Raw genomic sequence first — 18,878 nt, forward strand, 5'->3', positions numbered from 1 at the left:
CCTACTTTCCATAGAATCCTCCATAGTAATCATTATAATTTAAATTAGTCCCTGAGGCTATTTCGCCTTTACCATACACTTTTCCTATTGCTTTGGCTGCATCAATGCGAGATAACTCACCGCTCACCATTTTATCATATGCAGAATTATATGCTTTTAGGTTTTCGGCACTTCCCGCTATATCAATATCAATACCGCCGTTTGCAAGGATCTCGCGTTGTATTTTAATGTTATTCAGCGTTGCTCCACCTTCATCCATAAGCTGGCTGTTGATGAAGTTTTCCTTACTCGAAGAATCTACCGCAACAGGATAAGTTGCATGCCCTGCCTCATGTGCCAGAGTTTGCACAGTTGTGGCTGTATCCTCCATGTGTTCAGGGTCCATGACAATCAATTTGTTATTTGTATCAGCGTAACTCCCCCCTCCTGCGGCTCCCGGCTGGATAGCCCACCCTTTATCTTTTAGATCTTTTAATTGTGTCTGAAGCGTTGGTGACTTATTGATTTCCTTAACTACATCTTCACTGAAGGGCATCACATCAGAGTTGTAGGAATTATTTTGATAAACGTAACTCCCTTTTAATGGTGGAGCTGCTGCAAATTTTGTTGTTGGTTTTGGTCTGGATGCTGCTGGCGCTGAAACTGCGGGAGCCGGATTCTTAGCACTTTTATTTGGAGAAAACTTCTCCTGCACCGCCGCATCAATATCCCCTTTATGCCCCGATCCCGGTGCCGTTGTGCCCGGCTTGGTTCCCGAGGTATTCAGATGCAGCTTACCACCCGTGGTGATATACCCATCTCCCTCAACGAAAAAGTTAAACTCTTTGCCAATCAGGTTAATCTTGCCGTTAGCGTTAAGCTCAATAGCACTCTCACCCGAGACCAGCCGCAGCTTCGTCCCGGAAGCAATGACATACTGCTCTACCGCTGCATCCAGCTTGCCTTTTCCCGTCAGGATCTCGGTTCCGCCTTTCACGGCCTGGATCTGGTTCGCTTCAACACGATGCAGCTCATTTTTCTTCACGTAATGGCTGCGCGCGCCGCCAACGCTGTGCGTTTCATCATTCTTGACGCTGGTGTCCATGTTGCGCTCGGCCTGGATCCACACCTGCTCTGCTCCCGCCTTGTCCTCAAAGCGCAGGGCGTTGGCGTTGTCCACGGAACCGTCTTTCGTGCGGCTCATAAAGCCCATCTGCGTTGCCGCAGCCGGCAGCGCCCACGGCGGCATGCTGGCTTCGTTATACACGCGGCCGGTGATAATCGGTCGGTCCGGGTCACCGTTGATAAAGTCCACCACCACCTCATCGCCCACGCGCGGGATTTGCACCCCGCCGTAGCCCTGGCCCGCCCATGCGCTGGAGACACGCACCCAGCAGGAGCTGGTGTCATCGCCCTTCGCCAGCCTGTCCCAGTGGAACTTCACCTTCACCCGGCCATATTTGTCCGTCCAGATACTCTCCCCCTGCGGCCCCACGACTTTCGCCGTCTGCGGGCCGTAGGTACGCGGCCACGCCGTGCTCTGCGCCGGACGGTACGACACCGCCGCCGGGATAACGGTGAAATCGGTGCGGTGAATGGTTTCCCCCTCGCCGCTCGCGTATCGGTTCTCCTCGAAGTGGTAACCCGCCGCCGTCACCAGATACTCACCGTTGTCGCTGAAGAACGGCGCGTTGGTCAGGGTAAAGATGTGGCCCGGCGCAATGCCCGCCGCCGTGGCCGTCGCCTGAATCTGCTGATGCTCCACCTGCCAGCGCTCCTGACGAATGCGGGCGTAGAACTCCGCATGGCCTGTCTCCACAAAGCGCCCCGGCCAGTCGTACACGTCGATGCTGCCCGGTTTCGGTGACGCCGGGTTCTGCTGCGCCTGGAACAGCCACGCGTTCGGCTTGCGGAAGTCGTAGTCGTCGAGGCTGTAAATCCCCGGCGTCACGCTGTCCTCCAGCGCCCACTGGCTGATGCCCTCTTCATCCGTACTGCCGCCGGACGGCGTCTGATGGTAAGGAATGACCTCATAGCCGCTGAACGGCTGATGCTGCGTCGCGGCGTCGGTCAGTACCAGGGTGTGCTTGTCCGCCTCGTGGCTGAAGTGATACGCAATCCCCTCCAGCTCCATCAGGCGGCTGATGAAGTCCAGGCTCGATTCCTGATACTGCACGCAGTAGTCCCACACCCGGTAGCTGCCGGTGAGTTTGTCTTCGAGGTTAACCTGATGCTCACCCAGCAGGGTTTTCACAATCTGCGGTACCGTCTGGCCCTGGAAAATCCGCAGGTTACGGTCGCGCTTCATCGGCCACAGGTCCGGCTCCACCGTCAGCTGGTAGACCGCATAGCGGGTGCCCGTCAGCTCCACGGCACTCACCGCCACGCGCGTCACCTTGCCGTTGATATAGCGGGGGGTAAGCAGGTTCTGGGTGGGGATGGTCACCGTGACCGGCTGACCGAGCAGCCTGCTGCGGTCAATGCGCGCATCCGTGCCGAGCAGGGTCAGCGTCAGCGCGAACGACTCCGACATCGCCTCGCGGCCGGAGAGTTTCCAGAAAAGCAGCCCCTCAACCGGGAGCTGAACGGTAATTCGGTTGAGCATAATCTTTATTCCGTAATGGTTTATGCTGAGAGTATTTTTAACGCAAGGTTTTTTTAAACGTGAATGTTCTGGTTGTTGGCCGTCTTACTCTTTAACCGGGGGCCATTCCCCTTCATATTTATAAATCCACAGGGAATAGATTTTCAGAAACTCTGACAAAAAGAACAAAAAGCCATTTAGCCAGACATTCATCACGCCCGTGAAACTTAACACCAGGGGAAAAAGGGAAACTGAGTAGCGAAATCCTACCAGACGCAGTATTTCCTGGTAGAGCGCCAGTCTTCTCGCGTATAAATTCCGGGCGAAGAAGCACCATGCTGAGGCAATAAAAGAGAGCAACAACAAGAAATCGAGAATAAAGAAAAGAATAACCAGAGCGCTATACCCACCAGCAGACAGCGTGTTCACAACCGTACTGAAGGCGTGTATATCGGAAATAATAGGGATTCTGTCATGTCGCACGGACTGGGCACAATAGAGCACAATGGCCAGGGCATCCATGCATCCCCAGAAAACGAAAACCTTATCTCTGGCGTTCATGACAGTTGAGCAATCACTTAACCGGCGCGGGTGGCCATTCGCCCCCCTTCTGGATGAGCTTCTCTTTTATTTCGTTTAATTTCTCGTATTGCTCACTGCCTCGGTCAAGTCCATTCAGCGCGTCCGCGAGCGCATTGCTCATCGACCAGCCATTTTTGGCCTTAATTGACGGATCCGCTCCCCGATCGAGCAGCAACAAGACATGATCGTAAGCCTGGTTATCCAGCGCATCAAACACCAGCGTTTTACCCAGTGAGTTGGTTGAGTTGACGTCAGCACCGCGATCGAGCATGGCTTCCAGCGTCTCTGTATTTTTCGCTTTAAGCGACTGGAAGACGATCGGTTCGTGGAAAACCTTATCTTTCACGTTGGGTGAGAGGCCACCGTCCAACATCGCGTCGATCCAGTCCGCACTGTCTCCCTTTAGGGCAAATTCAGCAGGACTGCTTTTTCCCTGCGGTCGAGGCTGGAGCGGATCTGCGCCATCCTTAACTAGCAACGTAATCACCTTTAAATGGCTCGACGTTTTTTTATCATTAATTGCGTTGCCAAGGGCCCAGAAAAGCAGGGTCATATCCTGCTTTCCTGGTTGATTAAGGTCGCTGTCTGGCGCAAGCGTCTTCACCGCATCGACGTCGCCTTCCTCAATCGCTTTCGCCAGTTCAAGCTGCTGGCCGCTGAAATAGTCCTGTGGATTAAGGTCCATATCCTGCTTACACCCCTGAATCATGAATAAAAAACATAACGCGACAAAAGCCATCAACCCTTTTTTCACAATCGACTCCCGATTATCGAAATATCCTCATCCTTCTGTTGCTCTATGCAATCAATCGCTTGATTAATTCCGTGGCGGTCCAGCGCGCTTCCGGTTCCACCGGGAAGATCATGGGGTATTCCGGCAGCATTAGGGCTCAGCGCAGAGATTTCCTCTTTGAGGATCCACGAAGGGACATGCCCTTTCATCGTTTTCAGATCTTCCCAGGGGTTAACTTCCTGAATCTTCGTCAGCAGTTCACCTTCAACCCGATACGCCTGGATATTATCCGTACTGCCTAATATCTTACCGCCGTATTTTTCTACGGTTCCGGCATTGAGGCCGGCGGCGTTAAACGTCCACCCCGCTTTCCCGCTGCCCATAGAGGTTGCAGAGGCGAGACCACCGCCAAGGGAATGACCGGCAATATCAATATTCTGCCCTGACCTTGCCAGCTCCTTACCGATACTCACGGCCTTTTTATAATAATCTGAAGCCATACCCATGCCCTGTGAGAAGTTATTCGACCAGTCAGCCCCGTTTACCACCGGCGCCAGTTCCCCTTTGGTCAGTAGAGAGGAGACATTCTCAGACAGAGAGGCGAAACCAGGCTCGCGCGATCCCCTGAATACCAGCGTGGGGTTCATATCTGCACCAAACACTTCCGGCTTCGGTTGATAGACGCGCGCCAGAAAATTGGGGGACGTATCATCGTCAAAGAGCATGGATTTGTTCAGCCCGAACTTTCCTAACAGCGCATCGTCATTACTGATATCTGTCCATCCCTCCGGCACGTCCGGTGTGGTTTCGAGCGGGTTCACGGTCTTATAAATATTTTCCGCAAGCTTCGCTTTTTCCACCGCGATATTATTCGCCGCCAGACGTTTCGCGGCGATCTGGGCATCCGGATAAAGGCTATTGCTCCCCTTCGCAATCAGATCCTTACGCGCCTGCCAGCGTTCTGCTTTGGTCATCTTCTGAAGCTGCCCGGCATAGGTTTTACCGTCCTTGCCGGGAGTAGGTTCATCCGGCACCTGTGCCGTTTTAGATTTCACTACCTGTTTTGGCAGTACCGTTGGTGCAGGGCGAGATCCGTACGTTCTCACCATGGTTTCGTAGCGGTCAACAATCGTACTCACCGGATACCAGCCCAGGCCGACCAGCGAGGCAGCCTGGAGTTGCCCTTTGGCGTTGATATAAAAAATTTCCGTTACTGATGACCAGTCACGAAAACTTTCGTCAATGGCAACCACTCTGCCCATCTCTAAATCCTGCGCGATCAGCGTGCGGGTATCGCGCCCGGACTGATAAGGATTCGCACCGGTGATCGTGCGCAGCAGATCGTAGCGCGTGAAGAACGAGCGCAGCGAATGGTCGGGAACCGACATAATCCACTGTCCGGCAACGGACGGGCGGATTATTTTCGCAAACAGCGCTGGCGAGACGTTCTCGTGGAACAGATAGACAAACTTGATGTTATACATTCGCTCCGTCCTGTTACCCGCAGGCTTACGGATTCACCAGCCAGGTGCCTGGCTTCGCAATATCCAGCGTCTGGGTACGCGTTCTTCCATTGCCTTCCAGTTCAATGCGGGTCTCGCCTGCAGGCAGTTTCAGCGATGCGTAACCGTTATTCCCCGGACGCAGCGCTTTCGGCTCGCCGTTCACCTTCAGCGTCTCGCCATCAAGCATGCGGATATAGACCAGCGCGACCGGGCTGGCGTCGACAGGCGACGCACTCTGCTGCGCCGTAGCAGGTGGCGCTACCGGCTCGCTCACGTCGGCCGTTGCCGGTCTGGTTTCCGCTGCGGCGGAGGTTTCAGCCGGAGGGCTCACGGCAGGGGTTTGCGCCGTCTGTGCTGGCGTTTCCTGGCTGCCGCCGCCGAACAGCATCGCACCGGCAACCACCCCAACCAGCACGCCCGCGGCCACCAGCCCCGGAAGCTTGTAACGTCGCCAGTCCAGCGCGGAAGCAGATGTCTCCTCTTCCACCGGCACCAGCATCGTGCCGGTCTTCTTCGCGGTCAGCACCTCGTCGATACCGGCGACGGGCATCTCGATCAGCGCCGCAAACTCTTCGATGGATTGCGGACGGTCTTCCATATGCAGCGCCAGCGCCTTGTCGATGGCCTGAAGCAGCGGAATGGAATACCCCTGCGGCATCAGCTCCACCAGTGGTTTGCAGGTGTCCTGAATCGAACGCACCACGCTGACCGGGGGCGGAGAGCCGACGATGAGGGTGCGCAATACGGCGCCGAGCGCGTAGATATCCGTCCACGGCCCCTGCTCGCTTTCATTGTCGTCGGTATACTGCTCGATAGGCGCAAAACCCGGACGCAGCATGGTTTCCGTCTCATCCGAGAGATTACCGATGGTGCGGCGCGCCGATCCGAAATCGAGCAGCACCGGCAGGCCGTTATCCTGAATCTGAATGTTATCCAGCGAGATGTCGCGGTGCAGGTAGCCCTCATCGTGGATCGTTTTGATGGCGCCGAAGAGCATTGGCAGCATGCGGCGGATCCACGCCTCGTTAATCAGCTCCGGTTTCTCTTCGCGCAGACGCGATAGCGTGGTGCCGCTGTAAAACAGCGTCCCCATATAGGCCGTGTCGTTTTGCACCCAGAAGCGCAGCACGTGCAGCAGGTTCGGGTGGTTAAAGCGCGCCAGCAGGCGGGCTTCCTGGATGAAGCTGTTCAGACCGGCAGAAAACGCTTTGCCGAAGCGCTCGCTGCGCAGCACCAGCGTCATATCCTCGCCGCGCACGGCGAGGGAGGAAGGCATAAACTCTTTGATAGCGATAGTGCGTTCGAGCTGGTGATCCCAGGCGCGATAGACGATGCCGAATCCGCCGCCGCCAATCACCTCTTTTATCTCAAACTCATTGAAACGGTACCCGACCGGGAGCGCGTTTGGGACAGTCCGATTGTTATCATTATCCGTCATCTTTTACAGTTCTCTTGATGATTATTACGCGGCAAACTGACAGTGGAACTCGCCCTGCTCGCAGGTGACATGCAGACGTCGGTACTGCTCGTCGCTGCGGCTGGCGGTAAGTAAAATCTGGCTCATCTGAGGCAGCAACGTATTGGTCAGAATCGCATCCACCATACGCCCGCCCGACTCAACCTCGGTACAGCGCTGAACAATCTGTTCGACCACGCTGTCGTCAAATTCAGAAATAATATTGTGATTCTCTTCCAGACGACGCTGAATGCGCCTGAGCTGAAGACGCACAATCTGCCCCAGCATCTCGTCGCTCAGAGGGTAATACGGCACCACCAGCAGGCGGCCCAGCAGCGCAGGCGGAAACACCTCCAGCAGCGGCTGGCGCAGGGCGCCGCTTAACGCGTCAGGATCCGGCATCAGTTCCGGGTCGGCGCACATGGCTGCGATCAGCTCGGTACCGACATTAGAGGTCAGAATAATAATGGTGTTACGGAAATCAATGTGACGCCCTTCGCCGTCCTCCATCCAGCCCTTGTCGAAGACCTGGAAGAAGATCTCGTGCACGTCCGGGTGCGCTTTTTCAATTTCGTCCAGCAACACCACGCTGTAGGGACGGCGGCGCACGGCCTCGGTTAAGACGCCGCCTTCACCATAGCCCACATAGCCCGGAGGCGCACCTTTTAACGTCGAAACGGTGTGCGCTTCCTGGAATTCACTCATGTTTATGGTAATGACGTTCTGCTCGCCGCCGTAAAGCGACTCCGCCAGCGCCAGCGCGGTTTCGGTTTTGCCCACGCCGGACGGCCCGCAGAGCATAAATACGCCGACCGGTTTGTTCGGATCGTCAAGCTTCGCCCGCGAGGTTTTTACCCGACGGGCAATCAGATCCAGACCGTGACGCTGACCAATAACCCGCTGGTTCAGCGTATCAGCCAGGTTCAGCACCGCGTCGATCTCATTTTTCACCATCCGGCCCAGCGGGATCCCGGTCCAGTCCGAAACCACCGCAGCCACCACGTTTTCATCGACCGCCGCAAACAGCAGCGGTTCGTCACCCTGTAAGGTCTTCAGCGCCTGCTGCTGTTCTGCCAGCTGGCCGCGCAGTTCAGCCGTATCCTCATCACTCGCCGCAAACAGTGCGGCACGCAGACGGATAATTTCCTGCACCCGCGTGCGCTCTTCTTCCCAGCGACGAGCCAGGGCCTCGCGTTGGGTTTCGAACGCGTCACGTTCGGCGCTTAATGTCGCCACGCGCGCCGGATCGCCCGCCCCCACGCGCGCTTCACGTTCGGCAATCTCCAGCTCCACGTCCAGGGCCGCCAGATGACGCAGGCAGTCTTCCAGCTGGGCAGGCGGCGCGCTCTGGCTGACGGCCACGCGCGCGCAGGCGGTATCCAGCAGCGCCACCGCTTTATCCGGCAGCTGACGCGCAGGAATATAGCGATGCGACAGTTTCACCGCCGCGCTGACCGCTTCGTCGAGGAGTAAAACCTGATGATGAGTTTCCAGCGGCGACACGGTGCTGCGCAGCATCAATACAGCTTTCGCTTCATCCGGCTCGTGAACCTGTACGGTCTGGAAACGGCGGGTCAGCGCCGGATCTTTCTCAATGTATTTTTTGTATTCCGCCCAGGTGGTCGCGCCGATGGTGCGCAGTTGCCCACGCGCCAGGGCAGGCTTGAGCAGGTTAGCGGCATCGCCGGTGCCCTGCTGGCCGCCAGCGCCAATCAGGGTGTGGATCTCATCGATAAACAGAATAATCGGCGTGGCGCTGGACTGCACCTCGTTAATCAGCGCCTGGAGGCGCGCCTCAAATTCCCCTTTCATGCCCGCTCCGGCCTGAAGCATGCCGATATCCAGCAGCCACAGCTGAACGTTTTGCAGCGGCTCAGGCACGTCGCCGTCAGCGATACGCAGCGCCAGCCCTTCCACCACTGCCGTTTTCCCGACGCCAGCTTCCCCGGTCAGCAGGGGGTTGTTCTGGCGACGACGCATCAGAATATCGACCATCTGGCGGATCTCTTCATCGCGCCCCACCACCGGGTCAATTTTCCCATCCCGGGCGCGCGCCGTCAGATCCTGACCATACTGCGCCAGCGTGCCCTGCGCAGCCGGTACTGCCCCGGCAGCTGCGTCCGCAGCGGCGGCGGCCTGCTGGCTCTCTTTGCTGCTGGCGCAAATAGCGTCGAACTGCTCGATCAGCACCTCGACGTTAAGACGGGTGAACTGCGCCGAAATACTTTTCAGCACGTTAGCCAGATTCCACGTTTTCAGTATGCCGATCAACAAATGGCCGCCGCGGATGCGGCTGACGCCAAACTTCAGCGAGCCGTAGACCCAGGCGCGCTCGACGGCGCTGTCGATATGCTCGGAAAGATCAGAGACGGAACTCGCGCCACGCGGCAGGGCATCCAGAGCCGCCACGATATCGCGCGTCAGCTGCTGTTCATCAAGGGCGAAGTGACGGATGACCTGTTGCAGATCGCCATCCTGCTGCTGCATCAGCTGATGCAGCCAGTGCACCAGCTCAACGTACGGGTTGCCGCGCAGCTTACAGAAGGCAGTCGCGCTTTCCAGAGAGGTAAATAACAGCGTATCCAGTTTGCCGAAAAGCACGGCACGGCTAATTTCTGACATGTTAGTTTCCATTAACAATGATTCGGTATACGGAAGGATTATCGCTCTGCGCGATACACCAGATCGCCACGCGGAACAGGCTGAGGCTGAAGGCCCAGCCAGGTGTTGTACCCTAATCGCCCGGCGCTGCCGAGCGTGGCGCCCTGCACCGCATCGGCGCGCAGGATCACCCGTGTTTCCCATTCAAATTCCACCCCGGCGTACTGTCGCACCCAGTCGCGCAGCTCGGTGACCCACCCTTCGCCCGGCAGAAAACGGTTGTATTCGTCTGCGCTCAACGGGCCAATCTCAAGACGAAATTTATGCTGCACGTCGCGTACCGCAATGCCGAGAAAAGCGGACTCCCCCATGCGCGGCAGGCGACGCCCCTCACCCAGCTGTGCCTGCTCCCGCGTTGAGAGCGGCATCCACTGCGGTACATTGGCCACCAACCTGACCGGAATGTTGAAATAGTTGCGCAGGATCTTCTCCAGCCCTTCCGGGTCCCGCCCGTGGCGGGTCAGGTGCCCGGCGTGAGTAAAGCGGGCATGCGGGCTCAGGCTGCCTTTCGACATCTGGCCGGGCTGACCCATGCCAATCAGCGATGCAAGATACCCTTCGAAGCGCCTGTTGTCGTCGCGATCCAGTGAAACGGCAGGCTGCGCGTCCGCCCAGGCGCGGTAAAACAGCAGCGTCAGGCGGTGGTGAAAGAGGTCAGCAAACGCGCTGAGGCTGTGATCCTGATGATGATGAATACGCTCGCGGGCATACTCGGTCATGTGCACCGGCAGTGGGCCGTTAGGACCAAACAGGCCGAAGCTCAGAATGGAAACCTCATGCAGTCCGTTCTCTTCCCGCTGCCGGACCTCGGCAACCGTTGACGGCGCAAACCCCATTGAAGGCTGCTGACCAATACGCAGCGGCTCAAATTTAGGCAGCGGCGCGCGCCCCAGCGGGTAACGTTCTCCGCCCTGGGCATCAATACGTCTTAACAGCTGAAACAGATCGTAGCGCCACGGCGTCTCGCGCACTCCGCGCCAGAACGCATCGGGCAGCGGCGTCAGGCGATGCACGCGCAGCGTTGCAGGGGCAACTTCACTCATACCAGCGCCCTTTTACCCATGCGCGGCGCCCAGTAGCCAATTTCGCCGCGCTGCTGGCTCTTGAGCGTGAACTCCGTAAAGCTGTTGATGGAGACCAGGCGGGCAAAAAGGCGTTCCAGCACGCTGCCGAAAAGCCACGGGCTGGCACCGGAAAAGGCGCGTTCGTCCACCGTCAGGGTGATGCCGATCCCGCGGGCGAACACCACCGGGCCGGGTTCCGGCACGCGGCGGTGCACCGGCTCCAGCACGCAGTGACGAACGCCATCCACCTGACGGGCAACCGGCGTCTCGGCGAGGTTAGCGTACAGCCCTAACAGCTGACGCAGCGCGGCAGCGCCCTCTTCGTTTTCGCTGTCCATCAGGCTGAGGTAGTTCATTTGCAGCTGGCTGATGAGCCGCCAGGTACTGAACCCTTCCGCCAGCGCCGGACGCGGCGGCGTCGGGCCTTTACGCAGGGTTAACGCCTTCACCGGCATGGAGTCGGCCATAATAAACTGCCCAAGCTCCTGCTGGAGCATCAGCGGCAGGTCGCGGCTGGTACACAGCACCTCGGCGGAAATGTAGCGCAAATTCTCCTGCCACGGCGCGTGCTGCGCATCCACCAGCGAGACGAAGACCTCCGAGCCGATATAGCCCGTGCGGGTGCCGTAGCGCAGCGCGTGTTCAGAGAGGACGCGCTGTTCACGGCGCAGGGAAAAATAGGCGCCGTAGTTGCCCGCGTCTCCGCTCCAGGTACTCCAGAACGGACGAAACGTCTGGTCGTCCCGCTGACCATCCGCGCTGGCATAGATTTTTTTCACAGCATAAATTTCATAATCCAGCGGACGGATGTTATCCACCACCAGATGGTATTCATGCTGGCTTTCGCTCAGCTTCTGCCGGGCCGCCACTTTCGGGAACAGGTTGATCACCGGCGTACAGTGCAGCGCCATGTGGCTGGCTTCCACCACGCGCTCCAGCTGATCATCGCTCTTGTCGAGCAGAACGAAGATATCAAACGCTTTTTCGTCTTCGCAGCGCTGGATCAGCTTGCCCAGCCCGCTCAGGCTGATGAAGCGAAAACGCGCCGGGAACGCAAAGTACTCCTGCAACAGGCGATAGCCGTCGAAGTTACGCAGATCGTCCGGTAGCAGCGCCTGATCCGCATCAAAGCCTTCCTGACGCAGGGCGTCAGACGACAGCAGCTGGCGCTGGGGCTGCTTGCTGACCGTCTGGCAGACAATACCCGCGTGGTGCTCCATCACCAGCTCCAGCAGCTTCAGCGCCTCGATGTCCGGGCCGCTTAAGAAGAACTCCAGGCGGTCAAAATCCAGATGCCCAAGATGCTGCGGGCCATCGCAGGCAATGCGGATCCGTAAGGCGCTGCTGATCCCCCGCTGACTCAGGCCGAGCTGGGCCAGCGGCAGATCGGCGGGAACGCCGCCCAGCTCGATCCGCTCAATTTTTAACGGCAGCAGGTTGACCTCGTGCGCCGTGGTATAGCTGCACGTAACGCCGGTTTTTTTCAGCGCCAGGCTGTCCATCATGGTGCCGCGCGGCACAATAAAGCCTTTGCTCAGGTCGCCGCGGCTGCTGTCGGGCTGAATCTCAGCGATCGCCATCGACGGCGTAGGCGCCAGGTAATTTGGCGCAATCATCTCAAGCATACGCTGTGAAAAGCGTGGAAATTCGGCGTCCATTTTCATCTGCACGCGGGAGGTCAGGAAGGCGAAACCTTCCATCAGGCGCTCGATGTACGGATCCGCCACTTCGATGCCGCGCATGCCGAGCCGCCCCGCCACTTTTGGGTAGCGTTCGGCGAACTCCGCGCCCATCTCGCGCAGATAGGCCAGTTCACGGTTGTAATATTCGAGCAGTTTGCTTTCCATAATTACCCCGCATCCTTCAGTTCAAAATGGCCGTTCTCAAGATCGACGTCGGTGCGAAAGAGAAACTCCAGCGGATACGGTACGCACCACAGGCGGCCTTTGATTTCGATAGACAGCACGTTGTGCAGATCTAATGAGGAGGTATCGGACACGCAGCGAACCTGAAGCCCCTGCGGCAGGATCCGCGGTTCAAAGTTAATAATCGCTTCGGTGAGCTTGCGCTGAATGTCGTGCCATTCGATATCGGACATTCTTTTCCCCGCCAGCGGCGCCACGCCAAAGTTAACGACGGAACGGCTCACCTGCGTCAGACCACTCAGATCGCTGGAGGCATCGTGGTTAATGGTGTTAAACAACCACTGTAAATCCCGCAGGACGTTACGACGCAGCGCGGCGTGGGTAATCAGATTACTGTTGGCGGACTCGCGTTTTTTTTCCGGATCGTTATCCGTCAGGCGATCCAGCAGTGACGGCTGCATTTTGTCGCGCGCCCCCACTTTCTCCTGTCTGCTGCGGGCCTGCCAGCCGCTGCGCAGCAGATCGCCTTCGCCAGCGGGATTACTCATCCGCGCCATCCGCGGCGAACGTCACCAGGCTCAGGGTGAGCAGCGGGCTTTCGCTTTGCTCGCTCAGCCAGGCTTTCTGCCCCATGCCTTCATACAGGGTGCCGTCATCGTCGAGTGGAAGCCACTCGGTGGTGCGCCCCAGCTTAACGCTGTCTGGCGCTCCGTCAGCAAACGGATAACGCGCCGGGATCTGACACACCTGCTCGGTGCCGTCCGTGAGGCGGACCAGCGCATGACGCCACACCAGATCGGTCACGCTGTCCGGAGCCTGAAAACGGATCGTGTCGATGGCGCAGAACGGCACCCAGAAATAGCGGCCGTTGACCAGGGTTTCACACACCGGCCCCAGACGGGCATCGCCGTCCATCAGCCATTCAAAGGTGTGGCTCTCTTCATTCTCCAGCGTGACCTGCCCGCGGCTTGCCGGGGCCTGTTCGAGTGCCGCCAGGCGCAGCGTTTGCGCATGCCCTGCGCTTTCGGTCAGCGCCTGGGCTAACGTGGTCAGCCACGGCCACTGCGCCTCGGGCATTGCCGGTCGTACCTCTCCCGCGAACACGCGCGCCCGCTGCTGTTCACCCTGAATGGCCTGCTCCAGCAGCGTCACGGTTGGTTTTGCCTGCGGCTTCAGCGCCAGCCAGCTTTTCAGCTGGGTCAGGGCGCGCGCCCAGTTGCCGCTGAGGATCAGAAACTGCACAAACGCGGCGCGCAGATCGGCATCCGCCGGACGAGCTTTGATTTCGGCTTCCAGGCGAAGCAGCGCGTCGCTAATCGACTCACCCGCCAGACGTTGATAAAGCGTATTCATAGCCCCTCCTTAATTCGCCGCGCGCCAGGCGCCCACAGCCGGATCGCGTAGCTGCGGACGCAGCGTGTCAATCAGAACAACATTCAGCTCCGCGCCCGGTGCAACCCATGCGCTCCAGATCTTCTTCACCTCTGCGAGACGCGCCTGGAGTCTGGCGTCGTCGCTGGCGATCTCACGGGTGATTTCCACCGCCACCGTGCCGTTGCTCTTCCAGCCGTTCAGGGTGCTGTCGTACGGTAGGATCATCCAGCTCTGGTCGCTGTTCGGGGTGCTGAAGACCATGCGCTCTTTGTTAACGGAGGTAATCAGCGCCTTTTCAGGATCGACCGCGTTGTTCAGTCCCATCACCGGGAAGCCGTGAATGTAGGTGACCGGAATCGCTTTCTGCGTCCCGTTACGATTCTGCGTCACCACGGTGTGGCCGCTGAGCCAGCTGCCGTTGCCGCAGCGAGTGGTGTCGGAATCGGGAATAAACAGCGCTGGCGCGGAGGAACCGCCCTCCCAGAAGGTGCGCAGGTGGCAACCGTCCTGAAGGGTGAACTCCTGCCATGGCGTACGATCTGCCGCCACGGTGTGCGTCTCCGGATTCTGGTCAGGCGGTAGCAGCGCGCCTGAGGTGGTGGTCGTTGCCGCCGCCGTTTCCTGCTGTTTCACCACCAGCGCCCAGTCCTGCGCTTTAGCCGCTGTGCCCCGGGCAAGCGTCGTGCCTTCCGGATCGATAAGTGTCCAGTTCAGGGTATTCAGCTTGCTGCACTGGTGCTCCAGCAGCGAGCCAAGGCGCGGCACGAAGTTTTCCAGCACCGAAACCTCTTTCTTGCCGTTCGCCACGATACGCAGCGCCACGTCCGCCTTACACCAGCTTTGCGGCGTATTGTCTTTAATGTTGTCGATCCAGATATCCAGCTTCTGCGCAGGAGACTGCACGATGCGGAAGTTTTCAGCCTGTGCGGTGGTCGCCACCGTCAGAAGAGCCAAACCCGATAGCCAAAGTTTCATATCAATCCTTGTGTGTCTAATCAGTTCCGCAGGGAAGAAATTGTGCTGCGTCAGAGAGCGTATGCAGCAAAGTGGTGTCCTGAGGGTTGCCCATCCACACCGCCACGGCGGTATAGTTATCCTGAGCATTGCCCTCCTGTTCAGCATTCTTTTGAATGATTTGGTTCATCAAGGTCAGCCACTCCTGTGGCGTATTGACCATGTGCAGCGACTGTTTCATCTGCTCTTCGCTGACGCCGTGCCAGAAACCGTCGGTGCAGAGTAAAAACGCATCACCGTCTTCAACCTGCACGACATCGCTGTAGCTCGCTTCCGGTCCGCCATTTTCAATACCCAGCGCCAGATACAGCAGGTTGCTGTTGAGATCGTCGGTCTGATGCCCGGCATCTTTCATCTGCTGCACCAGGCTGTGGTCGGTGGTGACGTGCCACAGCCAGCCGCGGCGAAACAGGTACAGGCGGCTGTCTCCGGCGTGCGCCCAGTAAGCCAGACGGTAATCCCTGTCGATAAACAGGCTGACCAGCGTTGTGCCCATCCGGCGATAGTCCTGCACGGCCTGTTGTTCGCTGAGGATGGTGCGGTTCGCCGTTTGGACGTAGTCACGAATATGCTGCGCATTCAGGTGCTTGTCGCCGTCAAAGCGGGAAATAATGCTGTTGCGGGCCAGCTCAGCGGCCACCTCGCCGCCCGGCAGGCCCGCAATGCCGTCACAGACGACAAAGCAGGCTGAACGTTCCCCAATGGTTTCTCCCGTCTGATCCTGGTTGCTGGCGCGCGTCCCCTGGCGGGAGAGAGAAGCCGTTGCGATATTCATTTTTCTTCCGATCCGCTTTGTGAGTCTTTGTACTGATTGACCTCCATGTCATAGGCATGGAGGAAGGCTTCGCCAAACAGGGTATGGAAGTCGTCCTCGATCTCGCCCGCCGTCTCGCCATAGCTGCGAACAAAATAATCCCACAGCGCGGCTTTACGGCTGCCCGGCAGCGCCAGGCGTGACGTCATTCCGTTCTGTTTCGCCTGCTCTTCCAGCTGTTCCGGGTTAAAGGATTGCAGCATGGCGGCGATAATGGCGCGGATACCGGAGATCATCCCCAACTGGTGCGCCTGCAGATCGATCAGCGCATCACGCACCGATTTGGTCGGCGGCATAAAGCCCGGCATCGGCGTGCCGAACATCTGGATCAGGACCGTTTTACCGGTTGGCAGCAGCTTGAACGGGTTGTTGGCATCGTCAAGCACCATGGTCATATCGGCCTTCACCCCGCGCTTGAGAATGGAGCGCGAGGAGAGCAGCGCCACGGTTCCCTGCGAGAACATGCCCAGGATCTGCCCCAGCTGACGCATATTTTCCCGGTCAAACTGCGGCACCGGCTGCATTTCGCTCAGGCCCATGCCCTCCAGCAGCGCCTCCAGCAGTTCGCCCTGAAGCACCTCGCCCCGCTCTCCGGTCTGCGCTGAGGCAGCAGGCGATGCAGCGTTTTTAACCGGGTCGATACGCAGGCGGCCTTTCGGTGCCTGCGCGTTGCTGCGCGCCACGGCCTGCGGCGTTGGCATGGTGAAGCCAGCGTAATCGGGACGCGCGGGCTCTTCTTCCGCGCGCGGCGCGTCCTGTGGTTCAGTCGGTTCCGGATCGAACAGCGGTGAACTGGCCAGCGCATCCTCTTCCTGTGCGGCTTGCGCTTCAGGCTTTGGCTCCGGCTTATCAGCCACGATTTCATCCGGATGGGTTAACGGCGCGCCGCCCATCAGGCCAAGGGGGTCATCGTGACGCGCGGCAGGCGCGCTCGCCGACCCGCCAAACAGGGCTAACGGATCGAGTTCATCCGACGCCTCTTCCTTTGGCTGGGCAGGTTTGCTTTCGTCCGGCTGTACCAGCGTTGAAGGGGTGACATCGTCAAAGATGCTCTCTTTTTTAAACAACGCTTCATCGCTGAACAGCGTGTCTGGGTCAACGTTTTTACGTTCAAGCGACGGTTCGGCGTCGTTAAACATTGCCAGCGGGTCTTCGGCATTCCGCTCCGGGGCCGCAGGCTGGGAGAACGGGTCGTGGGAGGCCGCGGGCTGTGGCTTTGCCCGGTTGCTGGAGATGCTGTCGGAGATGGAAAACTCCTGCATCAGGCTGTCCCAGATTTCCGACGGCACGGCCGTAGGTTCAGCTTTTCCGCGCGGCGCGGCGCTGGCCGGTTTCGGTTGTGCCGCCGGAGCAGGTGTCGCCGCTGGGCGCACCTGCTGCATGCTGGCCGCCATGCGGCTTACGGGCTGGGTGTCGTGAATGAGTTCGCTCACTTCGATGCGATAATCATCAATGCCGAGAATGTCCCCATCCTGAAGCTCAACCTGACGCCCACGCTCCAGCGGGATATCATTCAGTACCACGCGGGTAACGCTGCCGCGGTTCGTGACGCGGCATTCGCCGCTGGCGTCGACGTGAACGATGGCCTGCAAACGCGAGATGGTGCGATCGTTGTCCGGCAGCACCAGATTGTTATCCGTACCGCGCCCAATGGTGCCGCCCGGGGCATAAAAATCACAGCTGCTTTGCGGCGGCTGATGACCGGGTTTCGTAGAAATAATCGTGAATCGCATGGCGTATTCCTGCTGGTATGATTAGCGCTCAAACGCTGCCGCTCTCGGGGGTGAGAACGGCGGGGTTTGGGGGTTAATTCAGAAAGGCATCATTTAAATTTCAGAGTAGGATTACATATTATTAACGATGGAAAGAATTAACAGCACTAAAAATATAATAGTGGCAATAATGATTTTTCTTCTGTACGACTTAACCCATGATAACTCAAAGGCACACAAAATTTCATTGCACGACTGTGGCTCAAGCCAACGACACTCAGTGAGTCTCACACGCTTACCCTGTAAGATCCGTGATAAAATTGTGGTGAGAAAACCAAACCCCCAGAATCCAAGATTTTGCCAGGTTTGATAATCTTCTTTTTTGAGCAACTGTTGATTTGTGAATATCGAATATATTTGGTTAACCTGGCGATGTTTTTTTCGATAGTCTATATAAAATGAAATAACCAGGATTATAAAGGCAGCAAAAAGACATATAATAACAGCAGAGTAAATATTATTAAAAATCACTTTATTCTCCGCTAAAAATTAAGTTATTGAGCTGTTCTCCTGCAAACCCACCGATTTGTGTTCCACCCGCAGCCCCGACTGCACCAACCACTAAACCACAGATGAGTGTTCCTGTCCCCGCTGTGGGTACACCTAATGCAAGACAAATGGGAGCCGCCAGGGATGAGCCTAATGCAGCACCAGCGACACCGCCTCCAAATTTGCTATATTCAGTCACTGCAACCCTGCTGCACTCATTTTCTCTTCCAGTGGTGCAGGCATGATAAACTTCGTTAGACGTGTTCACAAAAGAAAAACCTAAAGCAACCCATCCGCCTGCTTTCAGATAAGAGGTGATTTTGGCAGTTCTGTCAATATATGTTGAGTAACCTGGGATTGCGCCAATCCCAACAGTACTCCATTCATGGACAATTGATTTCGTGGAAAGCCCTAATGCTCTCTTAAGATCCGCATAATCTTTAAACTTAAGCTGTTTTTTAGTTATTTTATTTAACAAGGGTTTCAATTGTGCGAAAAGCGCATTGCGCTCAGCATAAAACTGTTGGCCGAAAAGCGCACCTTGTGTTCTGTACTGATTTTGATAGGTAGCTTCAATTTTAATTAAAATATTTTCTATTTGCTTAAAATATGACTCACCAGCACCACTCACACCACCGACGATTGTATCGCCCCAGCCTGTTATGGCTTTTATATTATCATAATTATTTTTCAAAAATTCAGCAGTGACCACGTCCAAAGTCGCAAGCGCGTTGGTTACCTTCTTTTTCGCAATGGCTAAACTATTAATCTGCTGTGTTTGATTATCGCTACGTGGATCAGCGACAATTAATATTTGTCCAGGCTTGAGCCACGCAGTGTCTTTATTCAATTGCATAAAATACTCGGATTTTTCATTGCGCACATTGCCAAATAGCTGTCTTGCCTGAAAATCCAGAGTGCCGGGTTGCTGAACAACACAGTAACCTGGAGCAACGTTTGACGGACTTGCCATGGAAACTCCTTGT

The 18,878-nt window shown here is 57.2% G+C and carries 14 protein-coding genes; all 14 read right to left on the reverse strand.

Going from position 1 to position 18,878, the window contains the following annotated elements:
• Position 1 precedes the first annotated feature (1 nt).
• The 14 genes from ACOTXC_RS05140 to ACOTXC_RS05205 all read right to left on the reverse strand — a co-directional run bounded on the left by ACOTXC_RS05140 (position 2) and on the right by ACOTXC_RS05205 (position 18,865).
• Complete coding sequence (locus tag ACOTXC_RS05140; protein WP_150311695.1) at positions 2-2,584, reverse strand: type VI secretion system Vgr family protein; 2,583 nt, start codon at positions 2,582-2,584, stop codon at positions 2-4.
• A gap of 84 nt (positions 2,585-2,668) precedes the next feature.
• On the reverse strand, positions 2,669-3,085 hold the full coding sequence (locus ACOTXC_RS05145; protein ID WP_421767460.1) for a hypothetical protein: 417 nt from the start codon (positions 3,083-3,085) through the stop codon (positions 2,669-2,671).
• A gap of 52 nt (positions 3,086-3,137) precedes the next feature.
• On the reverse strand, positions 3,138-3,899 hold the full coding sequence (locus ACOTXC_RS05150; protein WP_023300316.1) for an ankyrin repeat domain-containing protein: 762 nt from the start codon (positions 3,897-3,899) through the stop codon (positions 3,138-3,140).
• A complete protein-coding gene (locus ACOTXC_RS05155) occupies positions 3,896-5,362 on the reverse strand; it encodes a phospholipase (RefSeq protein WP_284097820.1) in 1,467 nt (488 codons plus the stop codon). Before ACOTXC_RS05155 ends, ACOTXC_RS05150 begins: the two co-directional genes overlap by 4 nt.
• A gap of 25 nt (positions 5,363-5,387) precedes the next feature.
• Positions 5,388-6,821 carry a serine/threonine protein kinase gene (locus tag ACOTXC_RS05160; protein ID WP_023306450.1) on the reverse strand — a complete coding sequence of 478 codons (1,434 nt, stop codon included), beginning with the start codon at positions 6,819-6,821 and terminating at the stop codon, positions 5,388-5,390.
• 24 nt (positions 6,822-6,845) lie between these two features.
• Positions 6,846-9,461, reverse strand: a complete 2,616-nt coding sequence (gene tssH, locus ACOTXC_RS05165; protein WP_045621071.1) for a type VI secretion system ATPase TssH — start codon at positions 9,459-9,461, stop codon at positions 6,846-6,848.
• Positions 9,462-9,499: 38 nt separating this feature from the next.
• Positions 9,500-10,543 (reverse strand): type VI secretion system baseplate subunit TssG, encoded by a 1,044-nt coding sequence (tssG, locus tag ACOTXC_RS05170; RefSeq protein WP_023300320.1) that lies wholly within the window; start codon positions 10,541-10,543, stop codon positions 9,500-9,502.
• A complete protein-coding gene (gene tssF, locus ACOTXC_RS05175; RefSeq protein WP_063146339.1) occupies positions 10,540-12,411 on the reverse strand; it encodes a type VI secretion system baseplate subunit TssF in 1,872 nt (623 codons plus the stop codon). The genes tssG and tssF overlap by 4 nt, the downstream gene beginning before the upstream one ends.
• A 2-nt stretch (positions 12,412-12,413) precedes the next feature.
• Entirely contained in the window at positions 12,414-12,977 is a 564-nt protein-coding gene (tssE, locus tag ACOTXC_RS05180) for a type VI secretion system baseplate subunit TssE (RefSeq protein WP_015570336.1), read from the reverse strand.
• Positions 12,970-13,782 carry a type VI secretion system accessory protein TagJ gene (locus tag ACOTXC_RS05185; RefSeq protein ID WP_058677558.1) on the reverse strand — a complete coding sequence of 271 codons (813 nt, stop codon included), beginning with the start codon at positions 13,780-13,782 and terminating at the stop codon, positions 12,970-12,972. Before ACOTXC_RS05185 ends, tssE begins: the two co-directional genes overlap by 8 nt.
• Before the next feature lie 9 nt (positions 13,783-13,791).
• Positions 13,792-14,778 carry a hypothetical protein gene (locus ACOTXC_RS05190; RefSeq protein ID WP_421767461.1) on the reverse strand — a complete coding sequence of 329 codons (987 nt, stop codon included), beginning with the start codon at positions 14,776-14,778 and terminating at the stop codon, positions 13,792-13,794.
• Positions 14,779-14,794: 16 nt separating this feature from the next.
• A complete protein-coding gene (locus tag ACOTXC_RS05195) occupies positions 14,795-15,592 on the reverse strand; it encodes a PP2C family protein-serine/threonine phosphatase (protein ID WP_003859969.1) in 798 nt (265 codons plus the stop codon).
• Entirely contained in the window at positions 15,589-17,364 is a 1,776-nt protein-coding gene (tagH, locus tag ACOTXC_RS05200; RefSeq protein WP_421767462.1) for a type VI secretion system-associated FHA domain protein TagH, read from the reverse strand. The genes ACOTXC_RS05195 and tagH overlap by 4 nt, the downstream gene beginning before the upstream one ends.
• A gap of 511 nt (positions 17,365-17,875) precedes the next feature.
• Positions 17,876-18,865, reverse strand: coding sequence for a hypothetical protein (locus tag ACOTXC_RS05205; protein ID WP_048965779.1), 990 nt, complete (start codon positions 18,863-18,865; stop codon positions 17,876-17,878).
• Between the last annotated feature and the right edge of the window lie 13 nt (positions 18,866-18,878).

The organism is Enterobacter cloacae complex sp. IR5428, assembly GCF_049238585.1.
Taxonomy (GTDB): Bacteria; Pseudomonadota; Gammaproteobacteria; order Enterobacterales; family Enterobacteriaceae; genus Enterobacter; species Enterobacter intestinihominis.

Coding starts and splice junctions, on each gene's coding strand:
- ACOTXC_RS05140 (WP_150311695.1), bottom strand. CDS start 2,584: ATGCTCAACCGAATTACCGTTCAGCTCCCGGTTGAGGGGCTGCTTTTC.
- ACOTXC_RS05185 (WP_058677558.1), bottom strand. CDS start 13,782: ATGAATACGCTTTATCAACGTCTGGCGGGTGAGTCGATTAGCGACGCG.
- ACOTXC_RS05160 (WP_023306450.1), bottom strand. CDS start 6,821: ATGACGGATAATGATAACAATCGGACTGTCCCAAACGCGCTCCCGGTC.
- ACOTXC_RS05205 (WP_048965779.1), bottom strand. CDS start 18,865: ATGGCAAGTCCGTCAAACGTTGCTCCAGGTTACTGTGTTGTTCAGCAA.
- tssF (WP_063146339.1), bottom strand. CDS start 12,411: ATGGAAAGCAAACTGCTCGAATATTACAACCGTGAACTGGCCTATCTG.
- tssH (WP_045621071.1), bottom strand. CDS start 9,461: ATGTCAGAAATTAGCCGTGCCGTGCTTTTCGGCAAACTGGATACGCTG.
- ACOTXC_RS05195 (WP_003859969.1), bottom strand. CDS start 15,592: ATGAATATCGCAACGGCTTCTCTCTCCCGCCAGGGGACGCGCGCCAGC.
- tssG (WP_023300320.1), bottom strand. CDS start 10,543: ATGAGTGAAGTTGCCCCTGCAACGCTGCGCGTGCATCGCCTGACGCCG.
- ACOTXC_RS05155 (WP_284097820.1), bottom strand. CDS start 5,362: ATGTATAACATCAAGTTTGTCTATCTGTTCCACGAGAACGTCTCGCCA.
- tssE (WP_015570336.1), bottom strand. CDS start 12,977: ATGAGTAATCCCGCTGGCGAAGGCGATCTGCTGCGCAGCGGCTGGCAG.
- tagH (WP_421767462.1), bottom strand. CDS start 17,364: ATGCGATTCACGATTATTTCTACGAAACCCGGTCATCAGCCGCCGCAA.
- ACOTXC_RS05145 (WP_421767460.1), bottom strand. CDS start 3,085: ATGGATGCCCTGGCCATTGTGCTCTATTGTGCCCAGTCCGTGCGACAT.
- ACOTXC_RS05190 (WP_421767461.1), bottom strand. CDS start 14,778: ATGAAACTTTGGCTATCGGGTTTGGCTCTTCTGACGGTGGCGACCACC.